The 17,408-nt window shown below is 40.0% G+C and carries 15 protein-coding genes; 13 read left to right on the forward strand and 2 right to left on the reverse strand.

Annotated features, from left to right (window positions below):
• Positions 1–57 precede the first annotated feature (57 nt).
• The 11 genes from drt3a to HMJ38_RS23270 all read left to right on the forward strand — a co-directional run bounded on the left by drt3a (position 58) and on the right by HMJ38_RS23270 (position 14,712).
• Positions 58–1,395 carry an antiviral reverse transcriptase Drt3a gene (gene drt3a, locus HMJ38_RS23220; RefSeq protein WP_194976839.1) on the forward strand — a complete coding sequence of 446 codons (1,338 nt, stop codon included), beginning with the start codon at positions 58–60 and terminating at the stop codon, positions 1,393–1,395.
• Complete coding sequence (gene drt3b / locus HMJ38_RS23225; protein ID WP_194976840.1) at positions 1,396–3,384, forward strand: antiviral reverse transcriptase Drt3b; 1,989 nt, start codon at positions 1,396–1,398, stop codon at positions 3,382–3,384. It abuts the gene before it with no gap.
• A 316-nt stretch (positions 3,385–3,700) separates the two neighbouring features.
• The gene (locus tag HMJ38_RS23230) at positions 3,701–4,678 is read left to right on the forward strand and encodes a glycosyltransferase family 2 protein (RefSeq protein ID WP_194976841.1); all 978 of its coding nucleotides are present in this window, start codon (positions 3,701–3,703) and stop codon (positions 4,676–4,678) included.
• 361 nt (positions 4,679–5,039) lie between these two features.
• Positions 5,040–5,339: a GIY-YIG nuclease family protein gene (locus HMJ38_RS23235; protein WP_317174590.1), complete on the forward strand. Its 300-nt coding sequence runs from the start codon at positions 5,040–5,042 to the stop codon at positions 5,337–5,339.
• A 242-nt stretch (positions 5,340–5,581) separates the two neighbouring features.
• The gene (locus HMJ38_RS23240; RefSeq protein ID WP_194976843.1) at positions 5,582–6,508 is read left to right on the forward strand and encodes a glycosyltransferase family A protein; all 927 of its coding nucleotides are present in this window, start codon (positions 5,582–5,584) and stop codon (positions 6,506–6,508) included.
• A gap of 1 nt (position 6,509) precedes the next feature.
• Positions 6,510–7,697, forward strand: a complete 1,188-nt coding sequence (locus tag HMJ38_RS23245; protein ID WP_194976844.1) for a glycosyltransferase — start codon at positions 6,510–6,512, stop codon at positions 7,695–7,697.
• Positions 7,698–7,699: 2 nt separating this feature from the next.
• Complete coding sequence (locus tag HMJ38_RS23250; protein ID WP_228780241.1) at positions 7,700–8,836, forward strand: glycosyltransferase; 1,137 nt, start codon at positions 7,700–7,702, stop codon at positions 8,834–8,836.
• Positions 8,837–8,903: 67 nt separating this feature from the next.
• Positions 8,904–10,082, forward strand: coding sequence for a hypothetical protein (locus tag HMJ38_RS23255; RefSeq protein WP_194976854.1), 1,179 nt, complete (start codon positions 8,904–8,906; stop codon positions 10,080–10,082).
• A gap of 6 nt (positions 10,083–10,088) precedes the next feature.
• Positions 10,089–11,156 carry a glycosyltransferase family 4 protein gene (locus tag HMJ38_RS23260; protein ID WP_194976845.1) on the forward strand — a complete coding sequence of 356 codons (1,068 nt, stop codon included), beginning with the start codon at positions 10,089–10,091 and terminating at the stop codon, positions 11,154–11,156.
• 699 nt (positions 11,157–11,855) lie between these two features.
• Entirely contained in the window at positions 11,856–13,103 is a 1,248-nt protein-coding gene (locus tag HMJ38_RS23265) for a glycosyltransferase family protein (protein ID WP_194976846.1), read from the forward strand.
• A 514-nt stretch (positions 13,104–13,617) separates the two neighbouring features.
• Positions 13,618–14,712, forward strand: coding sequence for a hypothetical protein (locus HMJ38_RS23270; RefSeq protein ID WP_194976847.1), 1,095 nt, complete (start codon positions 13,618–13,620; stop codon positions 14,710–14,712).
• Positions 14,713–15,261: 549 nt separating this feature from the next.
• On the opposite strand, the gene HMJ38_RS23275 is transcribed toward HMJ38_RS23270, so the two are convergent.
• Positions 15,262–15,942 carry a hypothetical protein gene (locus HMJ38_RS23275; protein WP_194976848.1) on the reverse strand — a complete coding sequence of 227 codons (681 nt, stop codon included), beginning with the start codon at positions 15,940–15,942 and terminating at the stop codon, positions 15,262–15,264.
• Between the two features lie 38 nt (positions 15,943–15,980).
• On the reverse strand, positions 15,981–16,304 hold the full coding sequence (locus HMJ38_RS23280; protein WP_194976849.1) for a hypothetical protein: 324 nt from the start codon (positions 16,302–16,304) through the stop codon (positions 15,981–15,983).
• 279 nt (positions 16,305–16,583) lie between these two features.
• Here HMJ38_RS23280 and HMJ38_RS23285 point away from each other — a divergent pair, with 279 nt between their 5' ends.
• Positions 16,584–16,769, forward strand: coding sequence for a type II toxin-antitoxin system HicA family toxin (locus HMJ38_RS23285; protein ID WP_194976850.1), 186 nt, complete (start codon positions 16,584–16,586; stop codon positions 16,767–16,769).
• Between the two features lie 47 nt (positions 16,770–16,816).
• Positions 16,817–17,218, forward strand: a complete 402-nt coding sequence (locus HMJ38_RS23290) for a helix-turn-helix domain-containing protein (RefSeq protein WP_194976851.1) — start codon at positions 16,817–16,819, stop codon at positions 17,216–17,218.
• Positions 17,219–17,408 lie beyond the last annotated feature (190 nt).

A 17,408-nucleotide genomic window follows, 5' to 3' on the forward strand; every position in this document is an offset into this window, starting at 1 on the left:
TTTTCTAGATGGCGGTCATTGTAGAAGACGACTCCGAAACAGATAACGAATAAAAAAATGAATCAATCATTCCAAAGACAACAGCTAATACGACTATGCAAAAAGGCAGAGTATATTGACTATGGAATGACTATCAATCAACTTAAAGATTCACTTGATGCATCATATGAAGAAATAGCAAATGACTCTTTTGATTTTTCACTCAAACAAGTCAATGAATACTTTTTGACTAATGACCTTCCTAACAAACTAATCTTAAGGAAACTTAATGATAACATTAAAAGAATTTACAAAGACGAACAAGCTAATAGACGAATAATAATATCTCAAGTAAAAACATTACTTTCAGAAACTTGCCCTTTTTGGTTAATTAAAACAGACATTAAGAGATTTTATGAAAGTATTGACAGAGAAAGAATGATTTCAAAGTTTCAAGATGATTCAATGTTGTCTTATCAATCAAGGTTTCTATTGAAAAAGGTTTTTGAAAACCCAATATTGACAGGAAAATCAGGAGTACCAAGGGGTATGAATATTAGTGCAACAATGTCTGAACTTTATATGCGTAAATTCGACAAGTGGGTTCGTACTTATGATAGTGTTTATTATTATGCAAGATTTGTAGATGATATAATAATATTTTCAAATTCCATTAAGGATTCTTTAAATCTGATTGCAGACTTGAACCCTAAATTGAATGCACTTGCTGAAGGACTTTCAATAAATCAGAATAAAACAGAATTATTTGACGGAAGGAGTTTGGAAAAACTAAACATTATGAATGGAAACAGAATTCATAAAAGTCTAAAGCTTAAACTTGATTATTTGGGTTATTCTTTTTCAAAAATAATTATTCCTGAAAAAATAGTATTGAAAAAATTTCAGAATATTAATAAGCTAAGATATACCCTTGAAGAAAAGTATTCTATTATCGAAAATAATCCAGTATCCGTAATTTTCTTAGACACTATTCAGCGTGAAAAATACAGCAGTCTAATTGTTTCCATTGCTGATAAAAAAGTGAAGAAAATAAAGACAAGAATCATTAAAGCACTTCTAGATTTTTCTAAAAATAAAAATTTTGATTTACTAGAAAAAAGGATTCAATTCTTGACAGGAAACTACAGTATCCGAAAAAGCGAAGAAGGTAATTCCTTAAGAGCAGGTATATATTACAACTATTTGCAGGTTACAGATCATTCTGTTTTCATAGAACTAAATCAATTATTAAGAAAATCTATCTTTTCTAGAAACCCAAGCTTTGGTGCAAAAATTAGCCTTAGTAAAGTTCAAAAAAATAAGCTTAGTAAATATTGCTTTATAGCAGGTTTTGAGAACAAGGTACATTTCGAGTTTTCATATAACGAAATGCAAGACATAATAAAGTGTTGGTAGATGAAGAAAAAACTTACAATAAATAAAGATGATAAAGCCAGAATACTTTTAACGGAGCTTTTGCCGTATGAAGTGCCTATGCTTTTTTCTAATGAAGGATTTTATCAACTCGTCTCTACAAAAAAGGTTATCCCATTTTTTAAAAGAATTAATGAACTAGCACAAGCAAAAAAGGATGCCAAAGGAAGAAGGTATGGAATTCCTTTTAACTATGAAATCCGAAAGAATATTGAAGGAGATACAAGAGCACTCAGTATAATTCATCCATATTGCCAAATAAATTTTATTGAATTGTATGAAAAATATGATTCACTAATGCTGCATTTATGTTCGAAAAACCCTGATTCACTCAGGAAAATATCTAAAGTTGCAAAGTTTATCTATTCACCAGAATTCGTTTTCCCAGAAGATGCACATAAAGATGCTGAATTAGAAGTTGAACCCGAAGTACTAGAAGTAGAAACCCAATATCTTCAATCATACTTTACCTATTATCCATATGACCTTATATACAAATTCTATGAGCGTCAAATGTTCACAAGATTAGAGCAACGCTTTAATTATATGATGGAGTTTGATATAAGTAAGTGCTTTTATCATATCTATACTCATTCTATTACTTGGGCTGTAAAAGACAAAGAATCTGCTAAAAGAAATGCAGCAGAAGATTCCTTTGAGAACACATTTGATAAATTAATGCAACTTGCAAACTACAATGAAACAAATGGAATCGTTGTAGGCCCTGAAATTTCTAGAATATTTGCAGAAATTATTCTTCAGCAAGTTGACCTGAATGTTTTAAAAAGAATCGAAGAACGTCAATGCAAGTATGGCGTTGATTTTGAAGTCAGAAGATATGTTGATGATTATTTTGTTTTTTCAAATGACCCTAAAATCCTTGAAACTGTAAAAAAGGAATTTCAGAAGGAACTTGGTTTTTATAAATTGTACTTAAACCCATCAAAATCTGATATAAAAACTCCTCCTTTTATAACAAACGTTACGGTTGGGAAACGTGAGTTACAAGAACTTTTAATAAGTCGATATAACTCTTTTTTTGAAACCAAAGAAAAGACAATTGAAGGTTCTGAAAAAAAGGAACTTGTCAAAGTCTTGACAAGAATCAGACAACCTTATAGTATCTCACAGAAATTCATTAAAGACTTTCAATGCATAGTAAAACGAAATAACTTAACATATGATATTTTAAGCAAAGACATAATCAGATTCTTCAAAAGAAAATTTACAAAAATCCTAAAGGAAGGTGAACTTGAAAAAGACAAAGAAGTAGTTGAAAACTTGTTTATTACGCTTTTCGATATTTTATTTTACGCTTATTCTCTAAATATCAACTCTAATACCACATTTAAACTTGCTCAAATAATCGTACTTGCTTGTAAGTATTTAGAAAATCAAAAAGCAGACTTAAAACATACTGTATATTCTAAGATTTCAAAAGAAGCAGATTTTGTCTTGACTAACTTTTACAGAAAGTCAAAAACTACTGAAACCAATATTGAGATTTTAAATCTAATATTAGCACTTAAAAAACTTGATGAAAGCTACGCATTAAGCGTAAAGAAATTGAAAGAGTTATTTGGCATTGATAAAATAGAAGGACTTAAAAGTTTAAACTATTTCCATATTATTACTCTATTTTATTATGTCGAGAACAAGGCAATTTATGCTGAATTGTTGTCAGAAATAGAAAATTTAGTTGAAAATAGATTTCAAGATGATGAAGACCCCTTCTCAAAATCGGAATTGACTATGTTGTTCTTTGATTATATAAATTGTCCATTTGTAAGTGAAAAGAGTAAGAAGAAAGTAATGCGCAGTTCAAAATATGCAAAAACTAACCTAGCTAATGATTTAATAGTAGATTTGATTAAGGAAATAACAGACCAAGGGATATGGTTTATGAATTGGGATACTGAAATAGACTTGGAGCGTGTATTAAAGAAAAAAGAATGGGGTTCATCATATTAAGGCTTTGGGATTGGTGCTGTAAGAGCAAAGGGTTTCGCAAGAAATCTGAATACGACTTAACTAATGTTTTTGAGACGTCTTGGAAACGGGTTAAGTTGAGTTTGAAGCAATTCGAACACCACACACGACAACTTACAGTTACCAATCCCTCTTTTATTTAATGAGCACCCGAAAGAAGAACAACGAACCACCAACATCACCTATACGCAAGCATGTGTTTCGTGCTTCGGAGGAAAGGAAAGTAGTAAATTTAAAGTTCAGTTCTTCGTAGGAAGTTCAGTGGTTAAAATCCCTGCCTGCGTATAGTTGAGAACCGATGAACCCCTTAGTATCCATTATCATCCCAGTTTACAATAAAGCTGCTTTTGTCCGAGAAACTTTGGAATCGGCATTAGGTCAGACTTACCCTAATATAGAATTAGTCTTGATGGATGATGGTTCTACAGATGGTTCTTTTGAAATTCTTAAGGAATATTTCGCAAAGTACCCAAATAAAATCCAATTGATTGACCAGGAAAATCAGGGGGTTTCAGTTGCAACCAATGTTGGCATAGCCGCAGCAAAAGGGGAATATATTCAATTTTTGGATGCGGATGATATATTGACAACTGATAAAATCAACAATCAGATCAAATTGCTAGAGGGTCAGTCTAAAGCTACAATTTCAATTTGTGAATGGAAGCTATTTCACCAAGCTCCGAATCAGGCATTTTCCATTCCTTACCAAGTCTTTCATGATTTCGATTCAGGATTGGATTTGATATTGAGGTTTTGGAATTTTCAAGAAATGATGGCAATCTCGTCATATTTGGTTCATGAATCTTTAATCAAAAAAGCCTTTCCTTGGGATGAATCATTGACCATCAATCAGGATGGGGAATTTTTTATAAGGGTTTTGACTCAGGCTGAAAAAGTGCTCTTTGAACCCAATGGAAAAGTCTTTTATAGAAAGCCCGGTGAATACAATGTCAGTCAGCAAAAGTCTGAAAAAGCCATGGCTTCACTGCTTGAGTCTTTAAGATGTTATGAGCGGGTAATAGTAAAAGTTGAAGATTCTCAAAGAGTCAGGATTGCCTTGAAGAAGGTTTATCAAAAGTTTATCTATGATGTCTTTCCCCAATTTCCACATTTAATCAAGCAAGCCGAAGCCCATATCAATTCTCTCGGGCCACTTCCAAGGACCCATATAGGTGGCCCCAAATTCCAAAAACTTTCTAAGGTTTTTGGATTTAAGAATGCACTGAGGTTGAAGAGGTGGGCGTCATTGCGAGGATTCGATAAGAAATTCCAATAGCAAAAAAGTAACGTTTCCGAATCCGAAGCAATCTCCTATTCTGTAGGAGTGTTTCTATCGAAGGAGACTGCTTCGCTATGCTCGCAGTGACGTAGAATCCGAAGCAATACCCTCATTTTGAGGACTAGCCTAAACCATAGGAGATTGCTTCCTCGCACGAAGAGTCTTTGTAGAAACCAAACTTATTGAAGTGCTCCTCGCAATGACGAAGCGCCCGTCATTGCGAGGATTCTTTGAGTAAATCAAGTAGTTTAGAAAAATCCAATCTAATCCGAAGCAATCCCCTAAGGGTAGGGATTTGCCTAAACCATAGGAGATTGCTTCGTCGCACGAGGGGTTCTATAGAAATTAAGTTTGTTGAGTGCTCCTCGCAATGACGGGCGGACCGAAGCAATCCTACATACTTCCAATGCAAAAAGGTGGAGCAGTTTACATCATGACTAATAAGTACAATACAGTATTGTACACAGGTGTAACTGCAAATTTATGGAGGAGGGTATTTGAACACAAAGAAAGATTGGATCCCAAATGCTTTACCTTTAAATACAATATTGATAAGCTCGTCTATTTTGAATCTTTTCATTCTATTGAAGAAGCAATTGCCCGAGAAAAGCAAATCAAAGGTGGAAGCAGAAAAAAGAAAGAAATGTTGATCAACTAAATAAATCCCGATTGGAAGGATTTATGGGAGGATATTCAGGATTGGTAACACGTCATTGCGAGGATTCGAAGAAGAAGCTAATAAGTTAGAAAAAGTACATCCGAATCCGAAGCAATCTCCTCAGGGTGAGGATTTGCCTAAACCTTAGGAGATTGCTTCGTCGCATAAAGAGTTCTCGTCAAAACCTAACTTGTTGAAGTGCTCCTCGCAATGACGCTTTACCCGCAATGACCTACTAACACATGTTCTCAGTCATCATCCCTTTATACAATAAAAGACAATTTATCTCCAGATCAATTGATTCGGTATTGAACCAATCTTTTTCTGATTTTGAGATCATTGTGGTAGATGATGGGTCTACAGATGGAGGTGGGGAATTTGTAGCTGCCCAATATGGGGAAAAAGTCAAGTTGGTCATTCAAGACAACCAAGGTGTTTCAACTGCCAGAAACAAAGGCATTCAAAACGCAAGGTTTGAGTATATAGCTTTCCTGGATGCAGACGATTTGTGGCACCGGGATTTTTTGTATTGGATGCATCATGTAATGGGAAAATTCCCGGATGTCAGGATGGTTGGGAGTTCTTATTCCAATGAGGCTTTGCCTGAAAAATTTGATAATCCTGTAATTTCTGAGATCGAAGATTATTTTGCCCAGGCAGATTACAATACTTTATTTACTTCATCTTCCACGGTCATCCATCAAAGTTTTTTCAAAAATAGAGAAGGATTCAAAACTCATCTGAAAAAGGGTGAGGATATTGATGTATGGTTGCGGGCTTTTGATTGGTTCAAGAAAGCTTATTATGTCCGTGCCCCTTTGATGTTTTATGATTTGAAGGCTTCTGAAAGCATGAAATCCAACCCAAATCTGCATCAGACTGTATTTAGTGAAATGTACAAGGAGGACTATGCCATTTCGGATTACTTCCACTCTTGGCAGACTTTTCGGGATAAATATCTGCTGCTTAATCTTTTTCAGTATTTTGATAAAAAAGAAAATTACCCCATTGCAAAAAAGTTGCTTCGACAAAGGAATAATTCCTATCCAATGAGTCGACTTCCCTATTTATTGCCTTTTTCATTTTTCAGACATATCCTTCCCAATCCCGGATTAAAGAAATTGGTCAGAAACTACCTTAAATTTTGTTTTAGGTACATCTATAAGTAGGATGAAAATTTTAAGGATTGTTTCTGAGTTGGATTTTGGAGGTGTGGAGCAGGTATTGGCGATATCCGTTCCTTATTTGGTCCAAACCAAAGGAATAGAAGTTCAGGTAGTTGTTTTGGGCAAGGGAGGTAGAATTTCAGAAGGACTGATTCAAGATGGTTTTTCAGTCATTGTTTTGAACCAAGCAACAAGAATCCCGAATATCAAACTTGTATTTCAATTAAAAAATCTCATTAAAAATGAGAAACCGGATGTGGTCCATTGTCAGGGTTCGGAGGCCAATTTTCATGGACTTTGGGCAGCTTCAATGGCAGGCGTAAAAATAAAAATCGGAGAGGAGATCGGTTTACCCAATCATCATTCTTTTTGGAAATACGTATTCAAATGGATATACCAAAAAGCAGATCGCGTAATCGCCATTTCGGAAGCCGTAAAAAATTATATAATTGAATTGGGTGAAGTAGAGTCAGAGAAAGTGGAGGTGATTTATAATCCGGTTGATTTGGCGAGGATAGAAAAGGTTGAAAACTTATCCAGAAGAATTTTGGGAGAGCAAAGGGAGATTCCCCGAGAACTCGGGGAAGGCTTTCGCTTTGCGCCTACCGAAAAGGTAGGCAAGCAGAATGACGGGAACAATGATAGTGACATAGAAAAGTCATTTTTATTTATCACGACATGCAGATTGGTGCCAATCAAGAATTTGGAGAGATTGATTGAGGCATTTGCAAAACTGAGGCAGTGTGTCAGTGAAAAGCATATAGAATTATGGATTGTGGGGGAAGGACCTTTGAAAGAATCCTTGGTGCAACAGGTCAATCAGTTGGAGATTCAGGCTAGCATTAAATTTTTGGGTTTTCAGGAAAATGTCTTTCAATTTTTGGAACAGGCTGATATTTTTGTTTTGCCTTCCTTAAGGGAAGGTTCATCTGTATCGCTTGCCGAGGCCATGTCTTATGGTTTGCCTTCTATAGTCACAGAAATTGGTGGTGCACGGGAAATATTGGGAGATATCCATTCAGGCTTGCTTGTTGACCCTTTCAGTACGGATGCTATTTTTTCAGCGATGTTAAGCATGTGTAAGTTATCTGAGGACGAAATAAAAGAGATGGGTAAAAAGGCTATAGTAGCCTCACAAAGGTTTTCTATTGAAACCTATGCGGAAGAATTATTGGAAGTGTACAAAGGATAAGTTTGGCATCAGGAGATAAGATTCGGGTATTGCATTGTATTGAAACCATCTCCTCGGGAGGGGTGGAACAGACAAGACTGACCTTAATCCGGGGGATGGCAAAAGAGAGTTTTGAGCATAAGATTGTTTGTACCTGGGCAGGTGGGCCTATAGCCGAAGCTTTGGAAAAAGAGGGCGTGGAATTAATAGTCGTAGGTTCATTTAAACATCCTTTTGAATATAAAAAACACAAAAAAGTATTGGAGGTCATCAAGCGCTATAGGCCACATATCATTCATGGGGCTATTTTTGAAGGCATGGCAATGGCTACTATTGGAGGCTGGTTGGGGAAAGTTCCGGTTAAAATATTGGAAGAAACCTCCGAACCTTCCACAAGATCCAGAAAGGCGATTTGGTTGCAAAGGTTATTTGTGAAAGGAGCAGACAAAATTATTGGGATTTCTCCTGCGGTGGTAGCTTATCTTAAGGATACAGCCAAGTTGCCAAAGGAAAAAGTTTTATTGGTGAATAACGGTGTGCCCATACCAACATCAGTTGACTCAAAGAAAATTGAGCAACTGAAATCTGAATTAGGGATTTTAGAAGGGGATTTTGTAATTGGCTCGGTGGGCAGGGTTTATAATGAGGTAAAGCGTTTTTCTGATATCCTGGAAGCATTAAAAATATCGGGTCGGTCAAATTTTAAATTTTTATTGGTAGGGGATGGGCCGGACTTGAAGAAATTAAAAGAAATAGCAATAAATCTTCAGTTGGAAAAGCATTTCATACCTGTGGGCTATCAAGAGAATCCAGATCTTTACTACCATGTAATGGATGTTTTTTGTCTACCCTCGGCTCATGAAGGATTCGGATTGGTGGCAGCAGAGGCCATGTTGCACCATTTACCGGTAATTGCTTCCAATGTTGGGGGCTTGGCCAATGTAGTAGTAGACGAGGAAACAGGATTTCTGATTCCTGTACATTCGCCAAATTCAATTTCCAACAAGTTGGAAATACTCTATTCCGAAAAAGGAATAAGAGAGAGAATGGGAAAATCGGGATACAATAGGGCCAAAGAAAATTACACATCTGAACGCTATTGTTTGGAAATTGAAAACTTATACCTTAGCCTCTTGACAAGCAAAGGGATTAAAAAATAGAGATCAATTGTTAGATATTATTTTCATTGTATTAGGAATTGTTGCTTTGGTGAACTCCAATTCCTCCATGGCAAGGAAATTTAAGCTTCCTTACAAGTATGAGATGCATCTGCATTATCTGCTATTTTACCATGTATTTTTCAGTATGTTCTTCACCTGGTATATTCTCAATTTTGGAGGGGATTCGTATGGGTACTGGAAGTTTGGGATGGAACAGGTCATCATCAGGGATCCAACTTGGATGAAATATTGGGGAGAAAGCACCAAATTTATTCTTTGGCTCTGCTACATTCCCAGTCAGGTTTTGGGTTTGGGTTATCTTACCGGAAATATCCTTTTTGGCTTTTTAGGGTTTATAGGCATCAGGTATATTTTCGTGATGGTGGCAGATTTATTTCCTGCTAACCATTCCGTTTTGAATATCCCCTTATTTCCAACGGTGTTTTATTTTTTGAATTTACATTTTTGGTCGGCAGGAGTGGGGAAGGATGCCATCAGTTTTTGGGGAATAGCATGGTTCTTATTTGCGCTGCAAAATTACCGTTCAAGATGGTGGCAGGGATTGATAGCCTTGTTTTTTGTGTATATGGCAAGACCACATATGGGGCTTGCGTTATTATCAGGTGCGGGGATTGCCATTTTATTGGGTTCTGAGATCAAACCGACAATAAAGATAGTATTGGGTTCAGCAGCACTCGTTGGTGCTGTTTATTTGAGTTCAAGTACATTGGAATCTTTGAGGCTAGAGGATTTTTCTTTGGAAACTTTAGAGGAGTTTTCAGGAACTAAAGTTCGGGATCTGAGTACAGGTAATGTTGGATCGGGGGTGAATCTTGCCTCCTATTCATGGCCAGTGAAGTTATTTACCTATATGTTTAGACCATTGTTTGTGGATGCCCATAATATTGTTTCTTTTTTTAGCAGTTTTGAAAATGCCCTTTATCTCTGGCTGAGTTTCTTTATTTACCGGAATTGGACTCCTGAGGCCATAAGGGATATGCCGCTGTTTATCAAGGCGGGCATGATCACTTTTATTCCTGTTACTTTAGCCTTTATGAATTCACTCAGTAATCTTGGGATTGTCATGCGCATGAAAAACATGACCATGATTTATTTCTTGTTATTCTGTTTCTTTTTGATTGCGTATAATAAGCATTTACGTATTCTAAGGGCGCAGGAAAAAATCAGGTACTATCAGCGGAGGGAGGAGATTATTGAGGCTAAGAAGAGGGCGGCGGCCCCCTAAATCAAAATGAAAAAAATCCTTTTCCTTCCCAAGTACCCGCGCATGGGGGCAAGCAGTAGGTTGAGGACCTATCAGTTTCTACCACTGTGGGAAGAGGCGGGGTATGGGGTGCGGGTAGCTTCTTTTTTTAATGGGGGGTATTTGAAGGATGTATATGGGCAGCGGCGACCGAGTGTTTGGAATGTGTTGGGGTGTTATTTTAGGAGGTTTTGGGTGTTGATGGGGGCTTGGCGGTATGATTTGATTTGGGTGGAAAAGGAGTTGTTTCCCTACCTGCCGGCCTGGGCGGAGTGGTTATTGGCAAAATTGGGACCGGGATATGTGGTGGATTATGATGATGCGGTATTTCACCGCTATGATACACAGGGGAATTATTTGGTCAGGAATTTATTGGGGAGAAAAATAGACAGGGTGATGGCTAGGGCAAAGACGGTATTTGCGGGGAATGAGTATCTGGCACAAAGGGCCAAGGCAGCCGGGGCGAAGTCGGTTATTTTGTTGCCCACGGTGATAGACCCTAACCGTTATCGAAAAAAAGAAGCCCATGCATCCGGAAAGGTTTGGATAGGTTGGATAGGTTCGCCCTCGACCTTGAAATATGTGAAAGCCATAAAGCAGGAATTGGAAGAAGTTTGCCGGGAAGCTAATGCCGGATTGTTGTTGGTCAATGGGCATGATGGTTTTTCCTTTCAGGGGGATCTGAAGATGATACCTTGGACAGAGGCGGGGGAGGTAGAGGCCATTTTGCAGATGGATATCGGCATTATGTGCTTGCCCGACAATGAATGGGAGCGTGGAAAATGTGCCTATAAATTGATTCAATATATGGCCTGTGGTTTGCCTGTGGTGGCATCGCCTGTAGGGATGAATGTGGAGGTAGTGAGGAATGGGGAAAATGGTTTTTTGGCCGCCGGTTCAGCCGAATGGAAAGAGGCCTTATTGACCCTGGTACGTGATGCGGGCATGCGGAAGCGTTTGGGAGAAAAGGGATTTGAGTTGGTACAGGAGCGGTTTACGTTGAAGGGGAATTTTGAGGTGATGAGGGGAGAGGTTAGGGGGCAGAGTGGGTTTTAAGAGCCAAGAGCCAAGAGCCAAGAGCCAAGAGCCGAGAAGCAAGAAGCAAGAAACAAGAGATGAGAGCCGAGAACCGAGAGACGAGATTTATTAATTATGGGAATGGTGGAAGACGGAGGTTTTGGTAAATATCCCGAATAGGGTTTGTGTTCCACATTTCGGTGAAAAGACTCAGTGTTTCAAAATAGAATCTGTGACCGAAATTGCTTCAATCGTTGCCTTCATACCCCGGGCTGCGGTGCAGTAAGGTTGGTGGAAACCGAAGAAATTTGAAGCACCTTACCCGGGGCTATCATAAATCGCCCACTTCGGGGCTACTTCAGTTGTCCGAAGACTCTGGCTTCGTGACCACTGAGTACGGAGTTTCCAAACTCCAGAGTTCCTTCTCAATCAGGCTTTCCTTCCATTTCGGGAAGAAACCTCCTGTTCCAATAGAAACGGCTCCGTCCCGAAATTCTGAATGACGTCGCTTTCAGACCCCGGGTTACGGTGCATGGAGGTTTGAAATTAGATGTGAGACATGAGATATGAGAAGTGAGACAGTTATGTGTAGCGATAAGGGTATGATAAAAAAAATCAAGTGGGCGTCACTCACTGAAAATTACGAGTTTTCAGATAAAAAAAGGTAAAATTAGATGTCTCCTGCCGTCGACATGACAAAACGAGACAACAAGGTAATAGATTTCTCCTATCGTCGAAATGACAAAAACAGAGCTACCCAACAGCCTAAAAAACAACAATAAATCCTTAAGGTCCTTACTCTTCATCACCTGGGATTCGGATAGCAGCAACTACCTGGAATCCTTGTTCTTCCCGATACTGAAAGGGATTCAGAAAGAAGGAGGGACAATATGCCATGTCATGCAGTTTTCCTGGGCAGGTGCGGAGGAGGTGGAGAGAATAGGGAAATTGGCCGAGGGGATGGGACTGCACTATGTGCACCACCCCATTCACCGGAGACCCTCTGCGATATTGGGGGCATTGATGTCGGTATATCAGGGGGTGTACCAGATCCGTCAATACGTGCGGGAGCATCAGGTCAATATTTTGATGCCACGGTCAACCATGCCGGCCATGATGGTCAACCGTCTTGGATCATGGTTGAAACGGAAAAAGGTGAAAGTCATTTTTGATGCAGATGGTCTTCCTTTGGAAGAAAGGGTGGACTTTTCAGGACTGAAACCCAATTCAAGTCAATACGCCTTCCTCAAGCGGGAGGAACGCAAGATCATCAACATGGCAACCCGCGTCATTACCCGCTCCAAAAAGTCTGTGGATATTCATTTGGAAGTTGTTGGATTAAAATTTGCCGATAAATTCCATGTTGTCAGCAATGGTCGGGATGCGGCTATGTTTTATTATGATGCACAAACAAAAGCACAGGTCCGGGAAGAATTGGGATTGGGCAAAAAAGAGATCCTTTGGGTTTACACGGGGACTTTGGGTAAGCCGTACTTGGTGGCCGAAATGTTGGGGCTTTTTGCAGCATTTCTTTCCAAGGGAAATCAAGGGAAATTTCTGATCCTTACCCGAAATCCTTCCTATCTGAAAAGTCTGATTTCACCTGCGTTGAAAGCGCATCTGATAGTCAGAACAGGGGAATTTAGAGATATTCCAAGGTTTTTGATGGCAGCGGATTTGGGCTTGAGTTTGCGTAGTCCGGCCCCTAGCTTGGCAGGCTTGGCCCCCATCAAGCTTGGGGAATATTTGATGTGTGGGTTGCCGGTAATGGTTTCCCGGGACGTGGGAGATACGGAGGAGTTACTGGAAGACAAGGAATTTTGCTTCTTTTATGAAAAGGGGAAGGAAGCGGCATTTTTGGAATGGTTTGAAAATTTAGCCCCGATCAACCCTGAGGTGATTCATAATTTTGGGTTAGCGCATTTTGGTCTTCAATCAAGCATTGCCCAATATTTAAAGGTTTTGGATTTTGGGGGTGAGGGGTGAGGGAGAGCCATTGGCAAGATTGAACAAGAAAAGCATTCAAGAGAAGCATTAAACTTGTCCTTGTCACCTCGACGACAGGTCTTGTCCGCCGTGGCGGAAGGAGTCTATAACCTGAGGCTTTAAAGATGTCTCCTTCCGTCGACATGACAAGGAGAAGCCTTTGACACGATTGAACAATAAAAGCATTCAAGAGAAGCATTAAACTAGTCCTTATCACTCCGACGTAGGAGGAGTCTATAACCTGAGGGTTTACAGATGTCTCCTTCCGTCGACATGACAAGGAGAGGCTTTTGACACAATTGAACCAAAACTGAACACTGCCACTCAGTCCTGATTCTAAATAAAAAACCTTCGAGGTCTGGAAAAAGACCTCAAAGGTTTTCATCCGCCCTGAACACTGCCTACTGAACACTGAACACTGCCACTGAACACTACCATCACTACCTACCTCACCATAACCCTCCTCTTCACCTTCTTCCTTTGGGACAACTATAGGTTAGGGAAGAAGCGGGGATTGTCGAAGAAAGAAAGCATCTGGCTTCAGGGGCTTTGGGTTTACCATTTTGGTTTTGCCTTTGTGTTTTATTACTATATCCAACAGCAAGGTGGGGATGCTTTGCGGTATTGGGCTTTGGAGGCTGAGGGGGTGGAAAATCCGGGTCATTGGATGGGGTATTGGGGTCAGCGGACACATTTTGTGCAATGGTTGAATTATATTCCCGCTAAGGTGTTGGGATTGAGTTTTTTGAGCGGGAATGTGATGTATGCGGCATTTTCATTTCTGGGTATCCGGGAAGTGGATTTCTGGATGCTTCAAATGAAGGGAACCAAGTCCTGGATGAGCTGGAGCTTGATGGGCATTTTCTTCCTGCCCAATCTGCATTTTTGGTCTGCAGGTGTAGGTAAGGAGGCCTTGTTGTTGGTGGGTTTGGTTTGGGCATTAAAGGGTTTTGTTTCTTTGAAGGATCATTGGAAAGTGGCGGTGTTAGGGGTGCTGTTGTCCTTTTGGGTGAGGCCTTTGCAGGGAGTGGTATTAGGGGGGATGTTGGGGATTTATTTTTTAGGACAAAAAGTGATACCTGTGAAAGTAAGACTTGGTGTGGGATTGGGAATGGCGGTGTTGATGGGTTTGGGTGTGTGGAGGTTGCTACAGTATATGCACCTGGAAGCCTTGTCTTTTCAGGGTTTGATGGCGTTTAGTAGTGGGCAGATGGATTTTTTGAAGGGTTTTGGTGCCGGTTCTGAGATTCCCATGGAGACATATCATGTGTTTGAGAAAGGATTTGCCCTGTTCTTTAGGCCATTTTGGGGAGAGGTGGATGGTTTTTGGCAAGTGGCGGCGGCATTGGAGAATAGTGTTGGGCTTTTGTTGGTTTTAGGTTTGTTGGCGGTATTGCCTTTTTATTTTGTAAAGAAGATAAAATTTACCATTCCGCCCTTTCTTTGGGCAGGGTTGGTTTTTGGGTTGGTGATGGCAGTGGCTTTTGCCTTTACCCTGAATAACCTGGGGATCATTATGCGGATGAAGAGTACGTATATGTTGTTTGTTTATTTGTTTTATTGGGTAGGGGTTTGGGGAAGGATGGAAAGGATGAAGGAGAAAGGATGAAGGATGAAGGTTGGGGAAGGTAGAGGGTAAAAGGTAGATTTTAGAATTTAGATTTTAGATTTGGGGATGATGGAAAGGATGAGGGAGGAAGGATGAAGGGAAAGGTAGAATTTAGATTGTAGATTTTAGATTTGGGGAGGATGAAGGAAGAGATCCAAAATAGATTAGTTTTCCAAAATTGTGAAAGAAAATTGAGGTAAGCTCCTGGTTAAAATCCCGAAAGGGTATTTGCCCCGGGTGAAAACCCGGGGGTGAAAATTGGGGAAGAAAGGGGGAGAAACCCTGAAAGGGTTTAATGAGTGTAGTCGTAGGAGGTCACAAAGTCAAAGGTTAAACCTTGCCTAATTGCTTGATATGGAATGTGTTCCACATTTCGGTAAAATGATCAGTGTTCCAGAATTTTTTAGAAATGAGATGTGAGACATAAGATGTGAGAAAGGTTTTGAGTTCCAAAACAGACTTTCAAACCTAAACTGCTGGGGTTGTCCGAAGACTCTGGCTTCGTGACCACTGAGTACGGAGTTTCCAAACTCCAGAGTTCCTTCTAAATCAGGCTTTCCTTCCATTTCGGGAAGAGACCTCCCGTTCCAATAGAGACGGCTCCGTCCCGAAATTCTGAATGACTTCGCCTTCTGACCCCGGGCTGCGGTGCAGGGAGGTTGATGGAAACCGAAGAAATTTAGAAGCACCTTGCCCGGGGCTATCATAAATCGCCCACTTCGGGGCTACTGCGGAGAAACCTTTAATTTGAACCTCAACCCTCATTTCGCAGGATAGTGGGCGGGAAAACAATAGCCTGTCCCGCAGAATTGCGGGAAGCCGGGCCTGCCTGTTCGGCAGACAGGCCGGCACTGGCCTTGCGCGCGGATAGGATCTCATTGTCTTGACTTTTTTGTTACTTTTTTGGTCAAAGCCTGTCCCGATTTTCTCGGGGCAAAAAAGTAAGAGAGGAAATGAAAGAAAAATGGTGTAGACGTTACTCACTAAAAAGAGCATCAATAAAATTCTTCTTAAAAAGACCCCCTTTCCATTTCGGTAAAAAACCTCTTGTTCCAATAGAGACGGCTCCGCCCCGAAATTTTCTAAGACATCGCCTTCAGACCCCGGGCGGCGGTGCATCAAGGTTGAATTAAAACCAAAGGGATTCCCAGCACCTTGCCCGGGGCTATTATATGTTTCGCCCCCTACGGGGCTGCTGCAGTTGTCCGAAGACTCTGGCTTCGTGACCACTGAGTTAGGAGTTTCCAAACTCCAGATTTCCTTCTAAATCAAGCTTTCCTTCCATTTCGGTAAAAAACCTCCGGTTCCAATAGAGACGGCTCTGTCCCGAAATTCTGAATGACTTCATCTTCTGACCCCGGGCTGCGGTGCATGGAGGGTGGTGAAAACCGAAGAAATTTAGAAGCACCTGGCCCGGGGCTATCATAAATCGCCCACTTCGGGGCTGCTGCTGAGAAATCTTCAATTTGAAACTCAACCCTCATTTCGCAGGATAGTGGGCGGGAAGACAATAGCCTGTCCCTCAGAATTGCGGGAAGCCGGGCCTGCCTGTTCGGCGGAAATGAAAGAAAAATGGGGTAGACGTTACTCACTTAAAAGGCATCAATAAAATTCTTTTTAAAAAGACTCCTTCTCAATTTCGGGAAGAAACCTCTTGTTCCAATAGAAACTTTCTTGTCCTGAAATTGCTCCTTCGTCGTCTTCATGACCCCGGGTTGGGGTGCATGGAGATAGGTGCAAACCGAAGAAATTTCGAAGCACCTTGCCCGGGGCTAATTTCTTTGAATTCCATTATCAAAATGAAGTATCATTTTGATAATGATATTAAAATTAATATCATTGTACTGTGGGATATTTGAAAATTCTGGTAAATGAAATATTCAGAGCTCGAGAGGAAACTTAAAAAGTCTGGTTGCTACCTCGTTGATGATGGAGGGGGTCATCCCATTTGGTATAGTCCGATTACCAGAAAAGAATTTCAAACATCCCATCACAAAACCCAAGAAGTAAAGAAAGGCACGCTTAATTCAATACTAAAGGATGCAGGAATCAAATGATTCTTTACAATACAGCCTGTAAAATATTAACATAAAAATCCAATAAGATGGAAAATAAAGTAAAAATTGAGAGAGGGGAAGACGGTACTTATGGTGCATATATTGAAAACAACAATTTACCTTATGGAATTATCGGTGAAGGCAAAACTGCAAAAGAAGCAATTCAGGACTTTTTAAATTCCTATGACCAAATGAAGCAATATTATAGAAAAAAGGAAAAAAAGTTTATTGAAAGTGAGTTCGAATTTGTTTACGATGTAGCATCTTTTCTTAATTATTATAGCAAAGTCTTGACTCTAGCTGGTTTGGAAAGAATCACTGGGATAAATCAAGGCCAGTTGAGCCACTATCTCACAGGACATCGAAAACCCGGAAAGAAAACTGTGGAAAAAATAGAGCAAAATCTACATCGATTCGCAGACGAGTTAAAGGAGGTTGAATTTATGTGATTATCCCAATAATGGGTCGTTTTGTTAAAGTAGTTGTTTTTTCCTAGCACCTTACCCGGGGTTCCGCCACGGCGGACAAGATAATCATAAGTCGCCTCCCGATTCTCGGGACAGGCATTTCAGGGCTGCTGCAGTGGTCGTGTACTGAAATAGGTTGACACAATTTAATTTAAAATTGTAAACCTATATA

It is taken from the genome of Aquiflexum lacus (assembly GCF_015476655.1).
GTDB classification, from domain to species: domain Bacteria; phylum Bacteroidota; class Bacteroidia; order Cytophagales; family Cyclobacteriaceae; genus Aquiflexum; species Aquiflexum lacus.

Bases quoted from the DNA above. Each gene is read 5' to 3' on its own strand.
- HMJ38_RS23230 (WP_194976841.1), top strand. From the start codon at position 3,701: ATGAACCCCTTAGTATCCATTATCATCCCAGTTTACAATAAAGCTGCT.
- HMJ38_RS23290 (WP_194976851.1), top strand. From the start codon at position 16,817: ATGGAAAATAAAGTAAAAATTGAGAGAGGGGAAGACGGTACTTATGGT.
- HMJ38_RS23285 (WP_194976850.1), top strand. From the start codon at position 16,584: ATGAAATATTCAGAGCTCGAGAGGAAACTTAAAAAGTCTGGTTGCTAC.
- HMJ38_RS23245 (WP_194976844.1), top strand. From the start codon at position 6,510: ATGAAAATTTTAAGGATTGTTTCTGAGTTGGATTTTGGAGGTGTGGAG.
- HMJ38_RS23255 (WP_194976854.1), top strand. From the start codon at position 8,904: ATGGCAAGGAAATTTAAGCTTCCTTACAAGTATGAGATGCATCTGCAT.
- drt3b (WP_194976840.1), top strand. From the start codon at position 1,396: ATGAAGAAAAAACTTACAATAAATAAAGATGATAAAGCCAGAATACTT.
- drt3a (WP_194976839.1), top strand. From the start codon at position 58: ATGAATCAATCATTCCAAAGACAACAGCTAATACGACTATGCAAAAAG.
- HMJ38_RS23260 (WP_194976845.1), top strand. From the start codon at position 10,089: ATGAAAAAAATCCTTTTCCTTCCCAAGTACCCGCGCATGGGGGCAAGC.
- HMJ38_RS23240 (WP_194976843.1), top strand. From the start codon at position 5,582: ATGTTCTCAGTCATCATCCCTTTATACAATAAAAGACAATTTATCTCC.
- HMJ38_RS23265 (WP_194976846.1), top strand. From the start codon at position 11,856: ATGACAAAAACAGAGCTACCCAACAGCCTAAAAAACAACAATAAATCC.